This is a genomic window from Streptodolium elevatio (assembly GCF_040649515.1).
Classification (GTDB): domain Bacteria; phylum Actinomycetota; class Actinomycetes; order Streptomycetales; family Streptomycetaceae; genus Yinghuangia; species Yinghuangia elevatio.
The window spans coordinates 62762-79944 of the sequence record NZ_JBEZFP010000015.1 but is presented as its reverse complement, the minus strand read 5'-3'; the positions used below and the strand labels follow the sequence as shown (position 1 = coordinate 79944).

General features: G+C 72.0%; 13 protein-coding genes. 7 read left to right on the top strand and 6 right to left on the bottom strand.

Going from position 1 to position 17183, the window contains the following annotated elements:
• Nucleotides 1-53: 53 nt before the first annotated feature.
• Entirely contained in the window at nucleotides 54-572 is a 519-nt protein-coding gene (locus AB0C36_RS08680; RefSeq protein ID WP_358351256.1) for a transglycosylase family protein, read from the bottom strand.
• Between the two features lie 150 nt (nucleotides 573-722).
• A complete protein-coding gene (locus AB0C36_RS08675) occupies nucleotides 723-1259 on the bottom strand; it encodes a hypothetical protein (protein ID WP_358351253.1) in 537 nt (178 codons plus the stop codon).
• A gap of 216 nt (nucleotides 1260-1475) precedes the next feature.
• Here AB0C36_RS08675 and AB0C36_RS08670 point away from each other — a divergent pair, with 216 nt between their 5' ends.
• The gene (locus AB0C36_RS08670) at nucleotides 1476-3344 is read left to right on the top strand and encodes a phosphatase PAP2 family protein (RefSeq protein WP_358351250.1); all 1869 of its coding nucleotides are present in this window, start codon (nucleotides 1476-1478) and stop codon (nucleotides 3342-3344) included.
• A gap of 21 nt (nucleotides 3345-3365) precedes the next feature.
• Complete coding sequence (locus AB0C36_RS08665) at nucleotides 3366-3938, top strand: DUF5655 domain-containing protein (RefSeq protein WP_358351247.1); 573 nt, start codon at nucleotides 3366-3368, stop codon at nucleotides 3936-3938.
• Between the two features lie 87 nt (nucleotides 3939-4025).
• Here the strand turns inward: AB0C36_RS08665 and AB0C36_RS08660 are convergent, their stop codons facing one another.
• Nucleotides 4026-4607, bottom strand: a complete 582-nt coding sequence (locus AB0C36_RS08660) for a GNAT family N-acetyltransferase (RefSeq protein WP_358351244.1) — start codon at nucleotides 4605-4607, stop codon at nucleotides 4026-4028.
• Between the two features lie 177 nt (nucleotides 4608-4784).
• On the opposite strand from AB0C36_RS08660, the gene AB0C36_RS08655 reads away from it, so the two are divergent.
• The 3 genes from AB0C36_RS08655 (at nucleotide 4785) to AB0C36_RS08645 (ending at nucleotide 9862) form a co-directional block, all read left to right on the top strand.
• Nucleotides 4785-6833 carry a bifunctional glycosyltransferase 87/phosphatase PAP2 family protein gene (locus AB0C36_RS08655; RefSeq protein ID WP_358351241.1) on the top strand — a complete coding sequence of 683 codons (2049 nt, stop codon included), beginning with the start codon at nucleotides 4785-4787 and terminating at the stop codon, nucleotides 6831-6833.
• Between the two features lie 135 nt (nucleotides 6834-6968).
• A complete protein-coding gene (locus tag AB0C36_RS08650; RefSeq protein ID WP_358351239.1) occupies nucleotides 6969-7520 on the top strand; it encodes a hypothetical protein in 552 nt (183 codons plus the stop codon).
• Between the two features lie 479 nt (nucleotides 7521-7999).
• Entirely contained in the window at nucleotides 8000-9862 is a 1863-nt protein-coding gene (locus tag AB0C36_RS08645) for a phosphatidylglycerol lysyltransferase domain-containing protein (protein ID WP_435839010.1), read from the top strand.
• A 157-nt stretch (nucleotides 9863-10019) separates the two neighbouring features.
• On the opposite strand, the gene AB0C36_RS08640 is transcribed toward AB0C36_RS08645, so the two are convergent.
• Entirely contained in the window at nucleotides 10020-11465 is a 1446-nt protein-coding gene (locus AB0C36_RS08640) for a WGR domain-containing protein (RefSeq protein ID WP_358351236.1), read from the bottom strand.
• Between the two features lie 477 nt (nucleotides 11466-11942).
• Here AB0C36_RS08640 and AB0C36_RS08635 point away from each other — a divergent pair, with 477 nt between their 5' ends.
• Nucleotides 11943-13175, top strand: a complete 1233-nt coding sequence (locus tag AB0C36_RS08635) for an MBL fold metallo-hydrolase (RefSeq protein WP_358351233.1) — start codon at nucleotides 11943-11945, stop codon at nucleotides 13173-13175.
• 42 nt (nucleotides 13176-13217) lie between these two features.
• Here AB0C36_RS08635 and AB0C36_RS08630 read toward each other — a convergent pair whose 3' ends face one another.
• Together AB0C36_RS08630 and AB0C36_RS08625 are read right to left on the bottom strand one after the other, a co-directional pair.
• Nucleotides 13218-14222, bottom strand: coding sequence for a universal stress protein (locus AB0C36_RS08630; RefSeq protein WP_358351230.1), 1005 nt, complete (start codon nucleotides 14220-14222; stop codon nucleotides 13218-13220).
• On the bottom strand, nucleotides 14219-15664 hold the full coding sequence (locus tag AB0C36_RS08625) for an amino acid permease (protein ID WP_358351227.1): 1446 nt from the start codon (nucleotides 15662-15664) through the stop codon (nucleotides 14219-14221). Before AB0C36_RS08625 ends, AB0C36_RS08630 begins: the two co-directional genes overlap by 4 nt.
• A gap of 450 nt (nucleotides 15665-16114) precedes the next feature.
• Here AB0C36_RS08625 and AB0C36_RS08620 point away from each other — a divergent pair, with 450 nt between their 5' ends.
• On the top strand, nucleotides 16115-17071 hold the full coding sequence (locus AB0C36_RS08620; protein WP_358351224.1) for an anti-sigma factor antagonist: 957 nt from the start codon (nucleotides 16115-16117) through the stop codon (nucleotides 17069-17071).
• Nucleotides 17072-17183: the final 112 nt, after the last annotated feature.

Genomic DNA, 17183 nt, shown 5'->3' with positions numbered 1-17183 from the left:
CAGGATAGGCGTCGCGGCGCCGGAGACCGGACGGTTTGCGGATTCGCCCCCGGTTACGTGGGCAACTCCAGGCGCGTGCCGGGCAGCAGGTGGTCGGGGTTGGGTCCGATCACGTTCCGGTTGATCTGGTAGACGGCGTCCCAGCCGCCCGGCACCGAGAACTTGCGGGCGATCGAGGAGAGCGTGTCGCCCTGCTGGACCACATAGCTCGTGGTGATCGGCACCGAGTACAGGTCGAGTTTGCGGGCGCACTGTGGCCAGGCGTCCCAGCCCTGCCAGCGCAGGATCTTCTCCGCGATGGTGATCTGCTGGCGCTTGGTGGCCTGGTGCGGGAGCGGCGCGTACACGCGGCCCCCGGCCTCGTCCCAGGTGGACGGCAGGATTTGCAGTCCGCCGTAGTAGCCGTTGCCGGTGTTGATGTTCCAGCGGCCGCTGCTCTCGCACATGGCGAGCCGGTCCCAGGTGGCGTCGGGCACCGCGTGTGCCGCGGGGGCCGCGAGGACACCCGCGGCCAGCGACAACAGGGTGACAACGGTCAGGTACGCCGATGATCGGACAATCCGTCGGTACATGGCTCCCGACGCTAAGCACGCCCGCGCGCTTCACCGCCGATTGCGCGCGCACCACGCCGTACGGTCACCCCGACGGCCCAATTAGCCCGGATTTAGTGGGTTTTGTCCGAATACCTCCGGACGTCCGGGAATCCGCGCGCAGTTCCGCCGTCAGCCCAGGCCGCTGGGAAGGTCGAAGTCCGGCGGGATCAGGCCCGAGGGGATCTCGATGTCGGACGGGACCAGGCCGCTCGGCAGTCCGCCGCCGGGCAGTTGCGGCCCACCGGTCTCCTGCTGGTCGCCGGGCTTGCCGTCGCCGCCTCCGTCATCCTTGCTCACCAGGATGACCACGGTCACGATGACCGCGATGGCGACGAGCGCCAGGACCACGGTGATGAGCGGGTTGCGCTTGCGGCCCCCGGGCGGCGGACCGGGCTGGTTCGGATCCCCGTAAGACTGCTGACCATATGGCTGTTGCTCATACTGACCGTACGGTTGCTGCTGGCCGTAGGGCTGCTGCCCGTACGGTTGCTGGCCGTACGGCTGTTGCCCGTACGGCTGTTGCCCGCCTTGGCCTGGGCCGGGCTGACCTGGCTGCCCGGGTTGACTGGAATGCCCCGGTTGACCGGGCTGGCCCTGTTGGCCGTAGGGGTTGCCGGAGCCGCCATAGGGCGGCCCGCCGTACGGCGGCGGTTCCTGGTGCGACACGTCTCCACTCCCCCACGACGACCGGCCCCCGTGCGCCACGGCGCGTACCCGCACTCTGCCGGCATCTCCGCAACCTCATGCTGTCACGAACGACGTCCTGCCGTCGGGTGAAGTCCCCGGGCATTACGTCGCCTTGCCCGTGGAGGCGCGAGCCGAGGAACGGTGCGGAGGGCGGTCCTGCCACCACCGAGCCGACACGTCGGTACCGTGGGGCGGATGAGTGGCCTGTCGGATCGTCGGATCGGGTCCGCGCAGGTCAACAAGCCGGTGCTGCACGTGTCGGCGGTCGCCGTCGCGGGCGTCGTGCTGCTTTTGTCGCCTCCCGGCCGCGCCGCGCTCGACACGGCACCGCTGGTGTTCGCGGCGATCGGCCTTGTGCTGCTGGATGTTGCGGTCGGCGGTGGGCTCCGCGGCAGGTCCCGTGTCCAGGAACTCATCAGGGAGCGCACCGAGAAGCGCAACGAGCGCGCCCCTGGCCGCATCCGGCGCATGTCCGGCATGGCGCATGGTGCCGCGACCGGACTTGCCGCGGTCTTCGACCCGGTCGCGCTGGCCGTGCTCCCCGTTCTGTGGCTGACCGGGCGACGGCGGCCGGCGATGCTCGGCGGCGGCGTCGCCGCGCTCGGCATCGTGCCGGCGTCGCTCGCCGACGGGCTGCCCGGGTCGTCGTGGCGGCCGCTCCTGACGGACCGTCACCTGGCGGGCGGCGACCCCGACGCGTCGCTGCACGGCATGCTGCTGCGGATCGCGGGGCAGCACACGCACGGCGTCGTCGGCGCGGACACGCCGGTGATGACGCTGGCGTGGCTGATGCTCGGAGCCGCGGTCGTCGTGGTCGCCTCACTGCGCGCGGCCCGGTTCCACGCCGAGGGCCAGCCGTTGCTCGCGGTCGCCGTGGCCACCGCCGCGGGGCTCGCCGTACTGCCGGTGGCGTGGACGTACGAACTCCTGTGGCTGCTCCCGGCCGTCGTCGGCCGGGTCGGCGGACGCCCGGAGGACCGCCCGGTCTGGCCCCTGCTGATCCTCGTCGCGGCGGTGGTCGAACGGGATGTCGTCGACCCGCGCCTGGGCACGTCGTTGTCGGCGGTGTTCGGCAACGTCCCGACGCTGGTCGCACTGGCCGCCGCGTGCGCGGTGCCGTTCCGACACCGCGAGGACCCGCACTGGCGGGTGCACCGGGCCGCCCCGCCGCCGCTGCCGCCGGGACGGCGCGCCCTGCTGCCCGGCATGGCGCGACCGGTCACCCGGCCCAACCTGGTGCTCGACCTGATGCTGATCCGGGCCGGCTACTGGGTCTACCAGAACATCCGCGGGGACCTGCGCACTTCCATCCCGAAGCAACGCGAGCAGGCCGTCGAGAACGCCCGGCACATCGTCAAGATCGAGCAGTTCCTCGGCATCGACGTCGAGGCGGCGGTCAACCGTTGGTCGCTCAGGTCGACGCGACGGTTCGAGCTGATGCTCGACTACTACCGCGAGCTGCACTACGTCGTGCCGGTCGCCGTTCTCGCCTGGCTCTACATATGGCACCCGACGCGCTACCGGGCCGCCCGGACCGTCCTCGCGTTCACCACCGGGCTCGCGCTCCTTGGCTACTGGCTCTACCCACTGTGCCCGCCGCGGCTGTTCCCGGGCAGCGGCATGATCTCGTCGCTGCCGGGCGGCCCGCGCAGCTATACGGTCGCGGTCCACCTGGTGAACCCGTACGCCGCAATGCCGTCGCTGCACTTCGGCTGGGCGCTGTGGTGTGCGGTCGCCGTCGCGTGCGTCGCCCGGTCGCCCTGGCTCAAGGCCGCCGCCGCGCTGTATCCCTGCGCGACCCTCTACGTGATCGTGGGCACGGCCAACCACTGGATCCTGGACGCCGTCGGCGCGGCCCTCTCGGTCGGCATCGCGGTGCTCGCCCAGCGCGCGCTGACCGGGCGCCGGCTGCGCGACCCCGTGCCGACGTTCCTGGCCCGGCTGGGCACCGCGCCGGCCCCGCGACACGGGGCCGAAGTCCCGCCGAAGACCGGCTCCGGCGTACCCGCGGCGCGTACCGTGGGCGCCGTGGGCGAATCGGATGAAGCGCTCACGTCACGGTGAATCCGGCGAATCGGAGACGTCATGGCACGGCCGCGAACCTGGCAGGAGATGCGGGACTCGACCATCGACCTGCTGGTCCGGCGGACCGGCGAGGGCCTCGATGTGTGGAACCGGCGGGTGCGCGACAGCGGCGTGCGGGACGAGGCCGCGCTGCGCGCCTGGCTCGACGAGCGCGACCTCGGCGGATACCCGCAGTCCCTGCTCGTCTGGGAGCGCTTCGGGTACCCGGAGTTCCTGACCGCGAGCGCGGACAACCTGCTCGCCGGGCAGTACGACGACCGCCCCGCGCTGCGCCCCGTCCTGGACGCCCTGCTCGTGGTCGGCACCTCGATCGCGGACACGGCGGTGCAGGTCCGCAAGACCTACGTGACGCTGGTGAGCCCCAAACGGCAGTACGCCCTGATCCGCGCGACCACGCGGGACCGCCTCGACCTCGGCCTGCGGCTGCCCGGCGCCGCGCTGCGGAAGCCGTTACTGCCGGCCCGCGGGCTCGGCAACGACACCATCAACGTGCGCGTGCCCCTGCACGCCGTCGAGGACGTGGACCAGGACGTCGAGGAGCTGCTCGAGCGCGCGTATCAGGCCAACGTTTAGGCCGACGTTTCAGGCCGACGTCTGGCCGACCGCCGGACGGCGTGCCGTACGACCCGTCGGCCGGCGTCCGGGCCGACCGGCGACGCCTCAGGGCTTGGCGAGCGGCTTGACCAGCAGTTCGAACTCCAGATCGGCCCGCTGCGGCAGGCCGAAGCGCTCGTCGCCGTACGGGAACGGCGTCATGCGGCCGGTCCGGGCGTAGCCGCGGCGCACGTACCAGGCGATCAGGTCCTCGCGCTGCCGGATCACCGTCATGTGCATCTCGCCGCTGCCCCAGTCGACGACCGCCGCCCGCTCGGCCTCGGCCAGCAGCGTGCGCCCGAGCCCGCCGCCCTGCTGCGCGGGGTCCACCGCGAACATCCCGAAGTAGGCGACCCCCTCCGCACGGCGCTCCAGCTGACAGCAGCCGAGCAGTTTGCCGTCCCGGAACGCGAGCAGCATTCGGCTGTCCGCACCGTTCACCACGTCGGCGACGCCCTCGGGGTCGGTCCGCTGCCCTTCCAGCAGATCGGCCTCGGTGGTCCAGCCCCGCCGACTGGAGTCACCGCGATAGGCCGACTCGATCAACGCGACCAGGGCCGGGACGTCCTCGGCCGTGGCCGTCCGGAAGCGGGTCTGCGGGCCGGCCGCGAGCCGGGCTTCCGGTTGGTTTTCCGGCTGGTTTTGCATGGTCCTCCGTCCGCCGCGGGCACTCATCGGTTCTGCGGCTCGTTGTCCGCTGGTCGAGAATACGGGGGACGCCGCCGCGTGTCGGGCGGTCGGCTTTTCGATCCGTCCGGGCAAATGACATGGTGTCCGGAGCGGGAAATCGGCATGGACGGTACGAACTACCAGGAGAAACCGCACATGACTCGGACGGGGGGCTGGAACCTTTCGGACATACGGACCAGGATCCCCCTGGCTCCGGCGGCGCTCTGGATCCTCGCTGCGTCGCTCGCCGTCCGGCAGGCCGCCCACACGCTCAGCCTGCCTCCCGGACGGCGACTCGCCGACCTGGAGACCTGGCTGGGCACCGACGGCGTCCTGCACCTGCCCGGTTCGCTGTACGACGCGGACGCACACGGCAAGCCGTTCTCCGGCACGCCGTTCGCCGGCCTGGTGCTGCGCCCCCTGACGAACGCCGCCGAGCAGACGCTCGGCGTGGTCTGGACCATAGGGACGCTGCTGATCGTGGCGGCGGTCGGCGTCCTGGTGGCCCGCAGCATCACCGCCACGTCGAGCCGCCGGGCCCGCCTGCTCGCCGCACCGGTGCTGATCTCGCTGATGGTCGTGTCGCTGCCGGTCCGCGGCAATCTCAGCCTCGGCCAGCTCAGCCTGCTCCCGGTGCTGCTCGTGCTGCCCGCGTGCCTGGCCCGTGACCCCGGCAGAGGCGCGGGGGTGGCCGCCGGTGCCGCCATGGCGCTGCAACCGGTCATGGTGCTGTTCGCCCCTTTCCTGTGGTTCACCGGACGCCGCAACGCGGCTCTGGCCTCGGCGGGGACGTTCGCCGCCGGTACCGCGCTGGCCTGGGCCGCCATGCCGCAGGACTCGTACAAGTACTGGGTGCACCACGTCGCCGGTGCGGGCCTGGGCGGCGTACCGGACGCGCTGTCGAACCAGTCGCTGCACGGGCTGCTGCTGCGGCTCGGCCTGGACGGGCCCGCCGAGTACGCGGTGCTGGTGGCGCTCGCGGTGCCGCTGGTCTGGTTCGGCCTGCGCCGCGCGGTGGCGTACGCGCTGGACGGTCAGACCGTGCTGGGCGCCGCGCTGATCGGCTGCATCGTAGTCGCGGTGTCGCCGGTGTCCTGGCAGCACCAGCAGCTGTGGATCCTGCTCGCGGCCGTCGGCCGGCTGGGCAAGGGCCGCGCCGACCGCCTTGTGTGGCCGCTGATAGTCGCCGCCGTGATGATCTTCAACAGCGAGCAGCTGCTGCCCGGCAACCTGTCCGCGGCCCGCACGGTCGCAGACAACGCGCCGCTGCTGCTGGCGGTGCTGGCCGCGGTCGCGATGCCGTTCCTGAAGCACTCGTCGCCGCACTGGGTGGCCAGGACGCCGGAACTGGCCGCCCCGGGCCGCGCCCCCGGCCGACGCGTCCCGCTGCTGGCCGACGCGCTGCGGGTGCTGTCGCGCCCCAACCTGATACTGGAACTGATCCTGATCCGGGTCGGCTACTCGTTCTACTCGTTCATCCGCGCGTCGGTCCCCGACCAGCGCACGGTGGCCGAGGCGCACGGCCGCCAGATCATCGACATCGAGAAGTTCCTGCACATCGACATGGAGTACCGGCTCAACCACCTCACGGCCGGGCTCGACTGGCTCAAGAGCTTCTGCGGGTTCTTCTACGAGACGTTCCACTTCCTGGTGCCGCTGAGCCTGCTGGCCTGGCTCTACATAACGCGTCCGGCGCAGTACCGCTCGGCGCGGACCGTGTTGTGCGTCGCGACGGCGACCGGGCTGATCGGGTTCTGGCTGTACCCGCTCGCGCCGCCGCGCCTGATGCCGGGCTACAACTACATCGACACCGTGCACGGCCCGCAGGACCTGGCCAATCCGGACTTCGGGGCGCTCACCAACGTGTCGAACCAGTACGCCGCGATGCCGTCGCTGCACGTGGGCTGGGCGCTGTGGTGCGGCCTGGTCATCTTCTTCATGGCACCCAAGGGGTGGATGAAGGCGCTCGGCCTGCTGTACCCGCTCACCACGACGTTCGTGGTCATGGCGACGGCGAACCACTACATCCTGGACGCGGCCGGCGGCGCGGCGGTCATCTCCATCGGCCTCGTGGTCCAATACCTGCTGACCGGGCGCAGCGCGTTCGCCGACGTGGGACCGGACTCGCCGCCGGTGGCGAAAGTCCCGAATCAGGATGAGAACACGAAATTTCGCAAACTACCCATCGCTCGCCAAATGCGATGACACACCGAGGTATTGCCAAGCTTTTGCCGACGTTCCCCGCAACCACCCGGGCAGTCGAGCGGTAGTCACGGTGGCCGATCCGGAGACCGGGTCGGCCACCGTTCAGCGTTCGACTCTCGACCTGCGAGGAGCACGATGACGCACTTCAAGCGCCGCGTCGCCCAGTCCGCCCTGCTGATCGCCGCGGCGGGCATGGCGCCCTTGTTCGGCGCCTCCAGCGCGCACGCCGACTCGCCGCTGGGCGGCATCAGCGGGATGAACGGGCTGAGCACGCCGGACGCGACGACCGTCACCGACCAGGTCCCGGGTGCGACGCAGACGCTGACCGGCACCGGCAAGTCGACGGGCAAGGCGGTGCAGAGCGGCGTGCCCGCCGCGGCCAACGGCGCCTCGAACACCACCGGCAAGGCGGTCCCCGCGACCAAGGCCGTCGGCCAGGGCACCGCCGCAGCGACGCCGCCCGCCGCCAACGTGACGCCGGACGCCGCGACGGCCGTCCCGCCCGCGAAGCCGGCTGCCGCCCCCACCAAGAAGGTCGCCCCGGCACAGCAGACCATCGAGGGTCCGGCCGTCCCGGCCACCGCTCCGGCCGCCCAGGTCAACGCCCCGGTGGCGGCCCCCGCGGCCCCGACGGGCGCCCTGCCCGCGCTCCCCGGCGTCGGCGGCGGGCTGCCCGGCCTCGGCTGACGGCTGACGGCTGACGGCTGACGGCCCTGGGCGACGCCCCGCCCACGAGCCCGGCTCCGGCACCTGGCCTGCCCCACCCCAGGTTCCGCGCGGTCCGCGGCTCGGCCGGAGGGTCAACCACGGAGGCCCTCCGTCCGGGACGCGTACCCGCCCGAACCCGCGTCTGTGGTCCGGCACCCGCCAAGGTGCCGGACCACGGCGGTTGTTCGGGTCCGACGCCCGGCCACGCCTTGGGGCGGAGAGCACCCGCGCGCCTGTCATACCCGTGAACGAGGCGATGTCCGCCTCTGTGCTCACGAGCGGAATCCGGTCGGAGCCCTAGTCTCGGAAGGTCCGAAAACTCGCGACAATTCGCCCGGACGGTCTGGCATCACCACGGATCGGACCGGGCATTCGCCTGCCATCGCCCGTTCCGAGGAGCCGTCCCCCATGTGCCCTGCCCAGCCTCCCGCCCGGACCACCCGATCGGCGGTGGACGGGTGAGCGGCAACGGCAAGGCCGCGAGCGAACCGCGCACGCGGCGCGAACGCGTCCAGCACATCTCGGCCCGCGTACTCGTCTGGTACCTGCGGCTCGTCGGCGTGTTCGACCTGCTGGCCGCCCTCATGGTGCCGCTGCGCACCCGCGTCCGGCGGCACGACACCGGTGAGTACTACACGCCGTTCCTGCTGACCGCGAGCTTCACAATCGCCGCACTGGCGATCTTTCTCGCCGTCATGCTCAACCGCCGCAAGCGCGCGGCCTGGGTGTTCACCGCGATCCTGCTGGTCCCGACCTTCGCGTTGTACGCCGTGGCGCTCGCCTTCCACGACTTCCGGCAGCACCCGTTCAACTGGGTCTCGACCGCGGTCTCGCTGGTCCCGTTCGTCGCGCTGTGGCTCGGCCGCGCCGAGTTCTACGCCAAGGGCGAGCGCGGCAATGTGGCCAAGGCGAGCGCCGTGCTGCTCGGCGGCCTGTCGCTGGTGATCCTGCTCGGCGCGACGCTGGTCTCGCTCACCGACCGCCTCGACGAGGCGAGCATGGGCGAGCGGGTCAAGTACACGATGCTGCGCATGTTCACGCTGGCCCGCGAGAGCGCGTACGACAACATCTCGGTGCCGCGCGCGACCGACATCACCATCAACATCGCGGCCGTGGTGCTCTTCCTGCTCATCCTGTACGTGTTGTTCCGCGCCCCCAAGGGCCGCGAACTGCTCTGCCCCGACGACGAGGTCAAGCTCCGCGACCTCCTCGACAAGTGGGGCGACCGCGACTCGCTCGGCTACTTCGCGCTGCGCCGCGACAAGGCCGTCATGTGGTCGCCGAGCGGCAAGGCCGCGATCGCCTACCGCGTGGTGGGCGGCGTCTCGCTGGCGGCGGGCGACCCGATCGGCGACCCGGAGGCGTGGCCGGGCGCGATCGAGCCGTGGTTGGAGGAGGCCCGCGAGAACGCGTGGGTCCCGGCCGTGATGGGCGCCGGCGAGGAGGCCGGCACCATCTACGCACGGCACGGCCTCGACGCGCTCGAACTGGGTGACGAAGCGATCGTCGAGGTGGCGGAGTTCAGCCTGGAGGGCCGGGCGATGCGGGTCGTGCGGCAGGCGTACAACCGCGTCAAGCGTGCCGGGTACACGACGCGCATAAGGCGGCACGAGGACATCCCGATGGCCGAGATGAGCGCGCTGCTCGACCTCGCGGACCGCTGGCGCGACGGCGAGACCGAGCGCGGCTTCTCGATGGCCCTGGGGCGCCTCGGCGACCCGGACGACGGCCGCTGCATGATGGTCGAGTGCACGGACGGCGACGGGCAACTCCGGGCGCTGCTCAGCTTCGTGCCGTGGGGGCCGAAGGGCATCTCGCTCGACCTGATGCGCCGCGACCGCGAGTCGGAGAACGGCCTGCTGGAGTTCATGATCCTGGACGTCATCGGGCAGGCGAAGGACCACGGCATCGAGCAGATCTCGCTCAACTTCGCGATGTTCCGGTCGGTCTTCGAGCGCGGCTCGAAGCTCGGCGCGGGCCCGGTGCTGCGCCTGTGGAAAGCGGTGCTGACGTTCTTCTCGCGCTGGTGGCAGATCGAGTCGCTGTACCGCGCGAACGCGAAGTACCGGCCCATCTGGGAACCGCGCTACCTGGTCTTCCGCAAGGCGAGCGAGCTTCCGCGCATCGGGCTGGCGTCCGCCCGCGCGGAAGGCTTCCTGGCGGCGCCGAGCCTGCCGTCGCTGTTCGGCCGTCGGCATGCCGAGGGCGTCGCGCAGATGGCCGAGACGCAACGCGCCGCGGCTGCGGCGAAGGCGCGGGCCGCGGAGGAGCGCAAGCAGCCCGCCAAGGCCGGCGGCGGTAGCGGGGACCGGCAGGACTGACGTACGGCGCCGTCCCGCGCGTACCTTCCGAAGACGTGTGAAGGGCCCGGCAGCGCCGGGCCCTTCACCGTTGCCACTGGTCTTGGCCGGTCATGCGGCCGCCTGGCGCACGCGGCCTCGCGGCTCACGCGACTCTCGGCTCACGCGGCCTTGCGGGTCAGACGAGGCGCTTGATCTCGCCGTGCGCCCGGTAGAAGCCGCCCTGGGCGGACTCCCGCACGCCTTCGACGACGTACCGCGCACCCGGGATACGCATGTTCTTCGGGAACTGCACGTTCCAGCCGGCCTCGTAGCCCGCCGAGACGACGTGCACGCGCAGGCGCGAACCGACGCTGACGCACTCCACGATGATCCCGTCGCCCGCGTCCGAGGTCGTCTCGACCTCGGCGCTCGGCACCACCGCGTCCAGGGTCGCGAGCTTGACGTCGCGGACCTCGGGCACGGTCCCGGCCTCGGCGGCGTGGATCGCCGCCTCGCTCACGTCGATGCACGCGAGCTGGCCGCCGGTGGTCACGATGTAGAGGCGCTCCTCGTGGTACTGCATCGAGTACGCCGACCCGCAGCCGGTGCCGAGCTTCCACAGCCGCGTGCCGTCGGCCTTGAAGCAGTAGACCGACGACGAGCTGTCGCCCGCGAACACGTACTCGCCGTCGCGCGCGGTCGCGCAGCTGAAGACCGAGGCGTTGCAGTCGTAGGTGGCGAGCATCTCGCCGTCGGACTTGCGGATGCGGTGCACCTTGTTGCCGGAGGTGCCCGCGTACACGTCGTCCTTCTCCTGCCAGCCGAAGAGCACCGAGCCCTTGGTCGGCTGGTACCACAGGCGCTCGCCGGTGGCCTTCGAGAAGCCTTCGACGCCCGCGGAGTGGCCGTGGTAGACGGCGTTGCCGTCCACACGGACCATCCATGCGCCGGTGCCCTTGCCGCGCTCCGCCCACAGGGACTCGTCCTCGTGGTCGATCGTGGTGATGCCGCCGCCGGCGTCGGACACGCCGAGCGTGCCGTCGTGGATGTCGACCCAGTAGATGTCGATGTTCTCGGCGATCTCGTACGCCAGGCGCGGTGCCTTGCCGCCGATGTCGTAGACGTTGCCGTCGTCGCATCCGGCGTAGATCCACGACTCGTCGCCGACGATGCACTTGACGCCGTCGGGCAGCTGGTAGCGGTTGGTGACCTCGCCCTCGTGGGTCAGCGACCACACGTCGCCGCGCTCGTTGCCGACCATGGCGCGCTCGCCGTCGACGAAGACGCCGAAGGCCGCCGCCCCCGAGTTGTACTTCCACAGCACCGGCGCGCGCTTGACGTTCGACGGCGTACGCGAGGCCGAGGTGCCCTGCGACGGGATGGACCGGCGGGTGACCGAGCGGCGCTTGCGCACGCCGCGCACCGCTTCCTCGTAGCCCTTGCGCTTCTTCTCGGCGAGCTTCTTCGCGGCGGCCGCGGCGGCCTTCTCGGCGGTCGGGTACGGCGTGGTGGTCGCCTTGCCCGGGTCGCCGATGCGGCCGTACGTGATCGTGACATCCGTGCCGGACACGACGACCTCGTAGAACTTGTGCGAGCCCCCGCCGTCCTCGGACAGCTCCAGGTACGACGTCGAGTCGGTCATGGCCGGTCACCCCTTGGCATGGTTTGAGATGTCTTGTGCGCCGCGCGCGGTCGGGAAGTGTCGCCGACCGCACAGGAGTTGACTCCCACCCCCGGGTGCGGCGACGCCCCGAGCCTAAGGGGAGCGGCCGACAGCCCGCTGAGGTCGGGGGTGCATCGTGCCGCGGGGCCCCGCCGTACGACGCCGTCCTGGCCGGTCCTGGCCGGTGGTGCCGGTCGCGGCAGTACGCCGATCGCCGCCGGACAACCGTTCACTCGTCCGGCGCACTCCCCAAGGAGGCCCGCGCGGCTACTCCCGCCGGAGCACCGGGCCGCGATCCGGCCCTCCCGGCGAACGACGTTTCAGGCCGCACGTGGGGGTTAGTCTCCCCTCACCCGACCGCATTCCGATCATCATCCGATCATCGGTGAAGTCGGCGGGTACCGCGGCCGGGCTTCCGCCGACCGCCGCCGAAGTCCTGCGTGGGTTGGAGATTGTGTGACCGGGCAAGCCTTCGCGCCTCAGTGGCCCGCCGCGCTGGGCGCCCGCCCCGCGGGCGAGCGGCTGGCACGCGTCCGCCGTTCTCCGCACTTCGTCGACGGTGCGTTCCGCAACCCCGTGCCCACGCGGCGCATGTCCGACGGCGCGATGCGCCTGATGCTGCGCCAGCAGCGGGCCGCCGCCGGCCTGCGGCGGCCGACCGGGCCGATCCCGCTGACCCCGCGGCGGGCCGCCGACTACGACGTGGCGCCGGAAAGCGGCCTGCGCGCGACCTGGCTCGGGCACGCCACCGTCCTCGTGGAGATCGACGGCCGCCGGGTGCTGTTCGACCCCGTGTGGAGTACGCGCTGCTCGCCGTCGGCGGCGTTCGGCCCCGCCCGGATGCACGCGGTCCCGCTGCCCTGGGCCGAACTGCCGCCGCTGGACGCCGTGGTGATCTCGCACGACCACTACGACCACCTGGACATGGCCACCGTCAAGGCGCTCGCGCGGCGCGACACCCGGTTCGCGGTGCCGCTGGGGCTCGGCGCGCACCTGGAGCGCTGGGGCGTACCGCCGGGGCGGATCGTCGAACTGGACTGGCACGAATCGGCGGACATCGAGGGGCTGTCGTTCACGGCCACCCCGGCGCGGCACTACTGCAACAGGGGTGCGCGCGTCCTCGGCACCGTCCTGTGGGCGTCGTGGGTCGTCGGCGGGCCGGAGCACCGGGTCTTCCACAGCGGGGACACCGGGTACTTCCCCGGCTTCGTCGACCTGGGGGACGCCTACGGGCCGTTCGACCTCACGATGATCCAGGCCGGCGCGTACGGGGACGCCTGGCCCGAGGTGCACCTCAACCCCGAGGAAGCCGTGCGGGCGCACCTCGACCTGGCCGGCGACCTGCTCCTGCCCATCCACTGGGGCACGTTCGACCTCGCCCCGCACGCGTGGCACGAACCGGTGGAACGCGCCGCGGCCGAGGCGGCGCGCCTAGGCGTACGGCTGGCCGTGCCGCGCCCGGGCGACTTCCTCGAACCGGCCGTCAACTGGGACGGCGGAGACTGGTGGCGCCCGATCGCCCCGGAAGGCGCGATCCGCGTCGTCGCCGACCCGGACCGGGACACGCCCGGCCCGGCAACGCACCCGTCGGCGCCCACGGGCGGCGGCTCGGCGCACGGCCGTCCACCGGGGACCGCGGAGGAGCCCCCGGTGGACGAACCCCCGGTCAAGGAACCGGTGGCGGGCTGAGCCCCGGACGGCCCGCACGCCGCGTGACGCGTGCGGTGTACGTCACCGCCAGACGTCCAGGCGGGCCCCTCGCGGAAACACCACGACCGGGACCCCGGCCGAGCGGATGATCTTGGACGACACGTCGCCGACGAACACCCGGGTCAGGGGCCCGGCGTCGCTGACCGAGCAGACCAGGAGTTCATCGGCCCAGTCGGCGCCGCTCAGGGCCGACGGGATGTCGTCGCCTTCCGCGAGTTCGACTTCGGCGGCGACGCGCGGCCCCAGGCTCTTGGCGGCGTCGTCCAGGTCCGTGAGCATCTGGTCGCGGGCGACCTGGAACATCTGTTCCTCGACGCCCGCATGCTGCAGGCCGCCGAAGAACCGCTTCGGGCGGGCGAGCACGGTCAGCAGCCGCAGCCGGGTGCCCAGGCGCGTGCTCAGCAGCGTCCCGCACATCAGGGTGGCCGCGGAGCGTGCGGAGCGGTGGAAGGCCAGGGTCGTACGCGACAGCCGTTCCGGCACCGCGGCCGAGTAGCCCCACGGCGCCAGCGCGACGGGGACCGGGGATCCGTGCAGGAGTTGGTCCGCGGTGCTGCCGACCGCGACCCGCCCGTGGTGGCCTTCGGGTGCGGAACCGACGACGACCATGGCGGCGCCCCGGAGTTCGGCCAGTTCGCCGAGGCCGCGGCCGCTGCCGCGGTGCGCGTGCACGGTCCGCCGGTAGGGCACGTCCGGGGCGACGACCTGGAGGCGGCGCAAGGCGCCGTCGAGGATCTGGTCCGCTTCCGCGCGCAGGAAGGCCGCCCATTCGGCGTCCACCGCACCGACGGGGGTGCCGGGCCACGACTCGGGCTGCACGTACGCCAGCGTGACGCCCCAGCCCAGTTGCCGGGCCAGGACGCCGGCGAGGGCGACCGCGTCGTCGCCGCGGTCGTCGGGCATGCAGCCGACCACGATGCTCGGCACCGAAGGGTCCCGCGTCGCACCGCTCATCGCGCCGCTCACCGCCTCGCTCGTCTCGCCGCTCGTCTCGCCGCTCGTCGCATCGATTGTCGCCCCGCTCACCGCCGTGGCTCCCGTACCCCGTCCGGGCCCGCCTCCCAGGTCTGGTCGCGCCATCGGGAGTGCCGGTAGCCGTAGAGCCAGTAGACCAGCAGTCCGACGGCGAGCCAGCCGGCGAAGACCGCCCAGGTCTTGGAGTCGAGTTCGGAGATCAAGTAGGCGCAGAAGCCGACGCCCGCGATCGGGGTGAGCGGGAAGAGCGGCGTGCGGAAGCTGCGCGGCAGGTCGGGCCGCGTGCGGCGGAGCACGATGACGCCGACGTTCACGATGGCGAACGCGAACAGCGTGCCGATGCTGGTCGCTTCCGCGAGGTATTTCAACGGGAAGATCGCCGCGATGACCGCCACGAAGAGGCCGGTGATCAGGGTGTTGGCGACCGGGGTCTGGGTGCGGCGGTCGATCTTGGCGAAGACCGGCGGGATAAGGCCGTCGCGGGACATCGCGAACAGGATGCGGGTCTGGCCGTAGAGCACGGTCAGCACGACGCTCGCGATGGAGATGATCGCGCCCGCCGAGAGGACGGTCGCGGCCCACGAGCTGCCGGTGACGTCGCTCACGATCCTCGCGAGGGTGGCCTCGGCGTCCTCGAACTCGCCCCAGGGCATGGCCCCGAGCGCCGCGAGGGCGACCAAGACGTACACGATCGTCACGATGAGCAGGGAGAAGAGGATCGCCAGCGGCAGGTCGCGGCGCGGGTTCTTGGCCTCCTCACCGGCCGTGGACGCGGCGTCGAAGCCGATGTAGGAGAAGAACACCTGCGACGCGCCCGCGCTGATGCCCGCGATGCCGAGCGGCGCGAACGGGCTGAGGTTGCCGTCCTCGAACGCGGTGAAGGCGATCGCGCAGAAGAAGGCCAGGGTCAGCAGCTTGATGAAGACCATGACGGTGTTGGCCTTGGCGCTCTCCGACACGCCGCGCACCAGGAGGATGGTGGCGAGGGCCACGACCACGACGGCCGGGATGTTGATGACGCCGCCGCTCTCGCCCGGCGGGTTGGCGATGGCGGCCGGGAGGCTCACCCCGAAGGCGGAGTCGAGCAGTTCGTTGACGTACTGGCCCCAGCCGACCGCGACGGCGGAGATCGACACGCCGTACTCGAGGAGGAGGCACCAGCCGCAGACCCAGGCGATGCCCTCGCCGAGGGTGGCGTACGCGTAGGAGTAGGAGGAGCCGGAGACCGGGATGGTCCCGGCGAGTTCGGCGTACGAGAGGGCCGAGAACAGGGCGGTGACCGCCGCGAGCACGAACGACAGCATGACGGCCGGGCCGGCCTTGGGCACGGCCTCGCTGAGCACCACGAAGATGCCGGTGCCGAGGGTGGCGCCGACGCTGAAGAAGGTCAGCGTGAGGAGGCCCATCGTCCGCTTCAGCCCGGTGCCTTCGGCGCCGTCCACGCCGCCGTGGCCGCTCTCCGCCAGGATCGCGTCCACCGGTTTGGTGCGCATCACCCCGAAACGGGGTTCACGGTGTTGCACGGACAAGTGCGACCTCCCCGCAGGAGCCAGGACGGCGGACGTCCGGGAGCGGGTGTCGGTGCCCCGGCGTGTGTCGGCCGTCGGGGCTCAAGGAAGCCCCGAAGAGGAATCATTGCCCGATTGCGGTGCTTTTTCACGGATGACGACCTGTTTGATGACATATTTCCCTCAGAAAGGAGGTGCCCGACCGGGCCGGGAGCGGCGATATCGGCCGAACTCCCCGGGAACGAGCGAGGAACCGTGTGCGAACTACATCTGTGCGGCCCTGATCAGGCGTAGCATCAGGCCCGTCACCGAGCCCTGCCGCCACAGGTCTGTCCGTCCCGACCCACCCGCCCGACCCGCCCGTGCGTGCCGACCGCCTTCGGCGCGCGCCGCCCGGCACGAGAAAGCACCGGTACACACCTGAGGAGGCCCCTGGTGACCACGGGCGCCAATCCGCCCCTGTTCAGGGTGCGGGTCACGGTCCCCGCACCCGACCGCGCACGTGTGCACGTGGGCGGTGAGATCGACATGGACAGCGGACCGCGCATCGAGGACCTGATGGTCCGGCAGATCGCGGACGGGCGCGTACGGATCGAGGTCGACCTCGGATCCGTCGAGTTCATGGACTCCAGCGGCATCCACATGCTGTTACGGGTGCGCCGCCAGGCCCAGGACGCGGGCGGTGGCCTCGACGTACTGGCCGCCGGACCGCGCGTGGTGCGCCTCCTGGAGGTCACCGGGCTCACCGATATCCTGCCGGTGCCGCGCCGCGTGCTGCCGGCCCTGGACGCCGACGCCGGGACGGCGACCGGCTCGTACACCTGGAACCTGCGTACGGACGCCTGGTGGTGGTCTCCCGAGACCTACCGCATCCTCGGCCTCGCGCCGGGCAGTGTGCGGCCCAGCACCGATCTGGTCCTCGGCCCTCTCTTCCGGATCCTGCCTGGTCCGCGACGCCTGGCCCGCACGCTCGCGGCGTTGCAGGGGCTTGCGGGTACGACCGAGTGCGAGCGCGCCGGCCCCGGCGGCTCCCCCAAGCCCTGTGCCTTGCGGCCGCACGCACCCGACACCTCGGGTCACCCGGCGAGTTCCACGGAGGGGGACCTCGGCCTGCGCCATCCGGACGACGTCACGGCCGAGGGAGTGGCCGAGGAAGTGGCCGAGCCGCGGCCCGAGGTCTCCTCGGCAGCCCGGGTCGGCGGCGAGCCCTTCACCTCGCGGCACCGCCTCCTGCTCGCCGACGGAAGCGTGCGCACCGTCGCCGTGGTGGGCGAGGTGACGCTCGACGCGTCCGGCGAACCCGTGCAGATGACCGGCTTCTTCGTGGACGTCAGCGACGGCACCGAGGACCGGCCGGACCCGGGGCCGGACCTGCCGCCCGGCGCACGCTGACCCGGAACCGGGCCGGCCCGACCGACCTCCGCCGACCGCGTGCCCGGCCACCCGGCGCGCGTCGACCCGGCCCGCTTGCCACAGACTGGACCCGTCGCGCCCGACGTGCGAC

Bases quoted from the DNA above. Each gene is read 5' to 3' on its own strand.
- AB0C36_RS08640 (WP_358351236.1), bottom strand. From the start codon at position 11,465: ATGACCGACTCGACGTCGTACCTGGAGCTGTCCGAGGACGGCGGGGGC.
- AB0C36_RS08660 (WP_358351244.1), bottom strand. From the start codon at position 4,607: ATGCAAAACCAGCCGGAAAACCAACCGGAAGCCCGGCTCGCGGCCGGC.
- AB0C36_RS08650 (WP_358351239.1), top strand. From the start codon at position 6,969: ATGACGCACTTCAAGCGCCGCGTCGCCCAGTCCGCCCTGCTGATCGCC.
- AB0C36_RS08680 (WP_358351256.1), bottom strand. From the start codon at position 572: ATGTACCGACGGATTGTCCGATCATCGGCGTACCTGACCGTTGTCACC.
- AB0C36_RS08655 (WP_358351241.1), top strand. From the start codon at position 4,785: ATGACTCGGACGGGGGGCTGGAACCTTTCGGACATACGGACCAGGATC.
- AB0C36_RS08670 (WP_358351250.1), top strand. From the start codon at position 1,476: ATGAGTGGCCTGTCGGATCGTCGGATCGGGTCCGCGCAGGTCAACAAG.
- AB0C36_RS08665 (WP_358351247.1), top strand. From the start codon at position 3,366: ATGGCACGGCCGCGAACCTGGCAGGAGATGCGGGACTCGACCATCGAC.
- AB0C36_RS08625 (WP_358351227.1), bottom strand. From the start codon at position 15,664: ATGCGCACCAAACCGGTGGACGCGATCCTGGCGGAGAGCGGCCACGGC.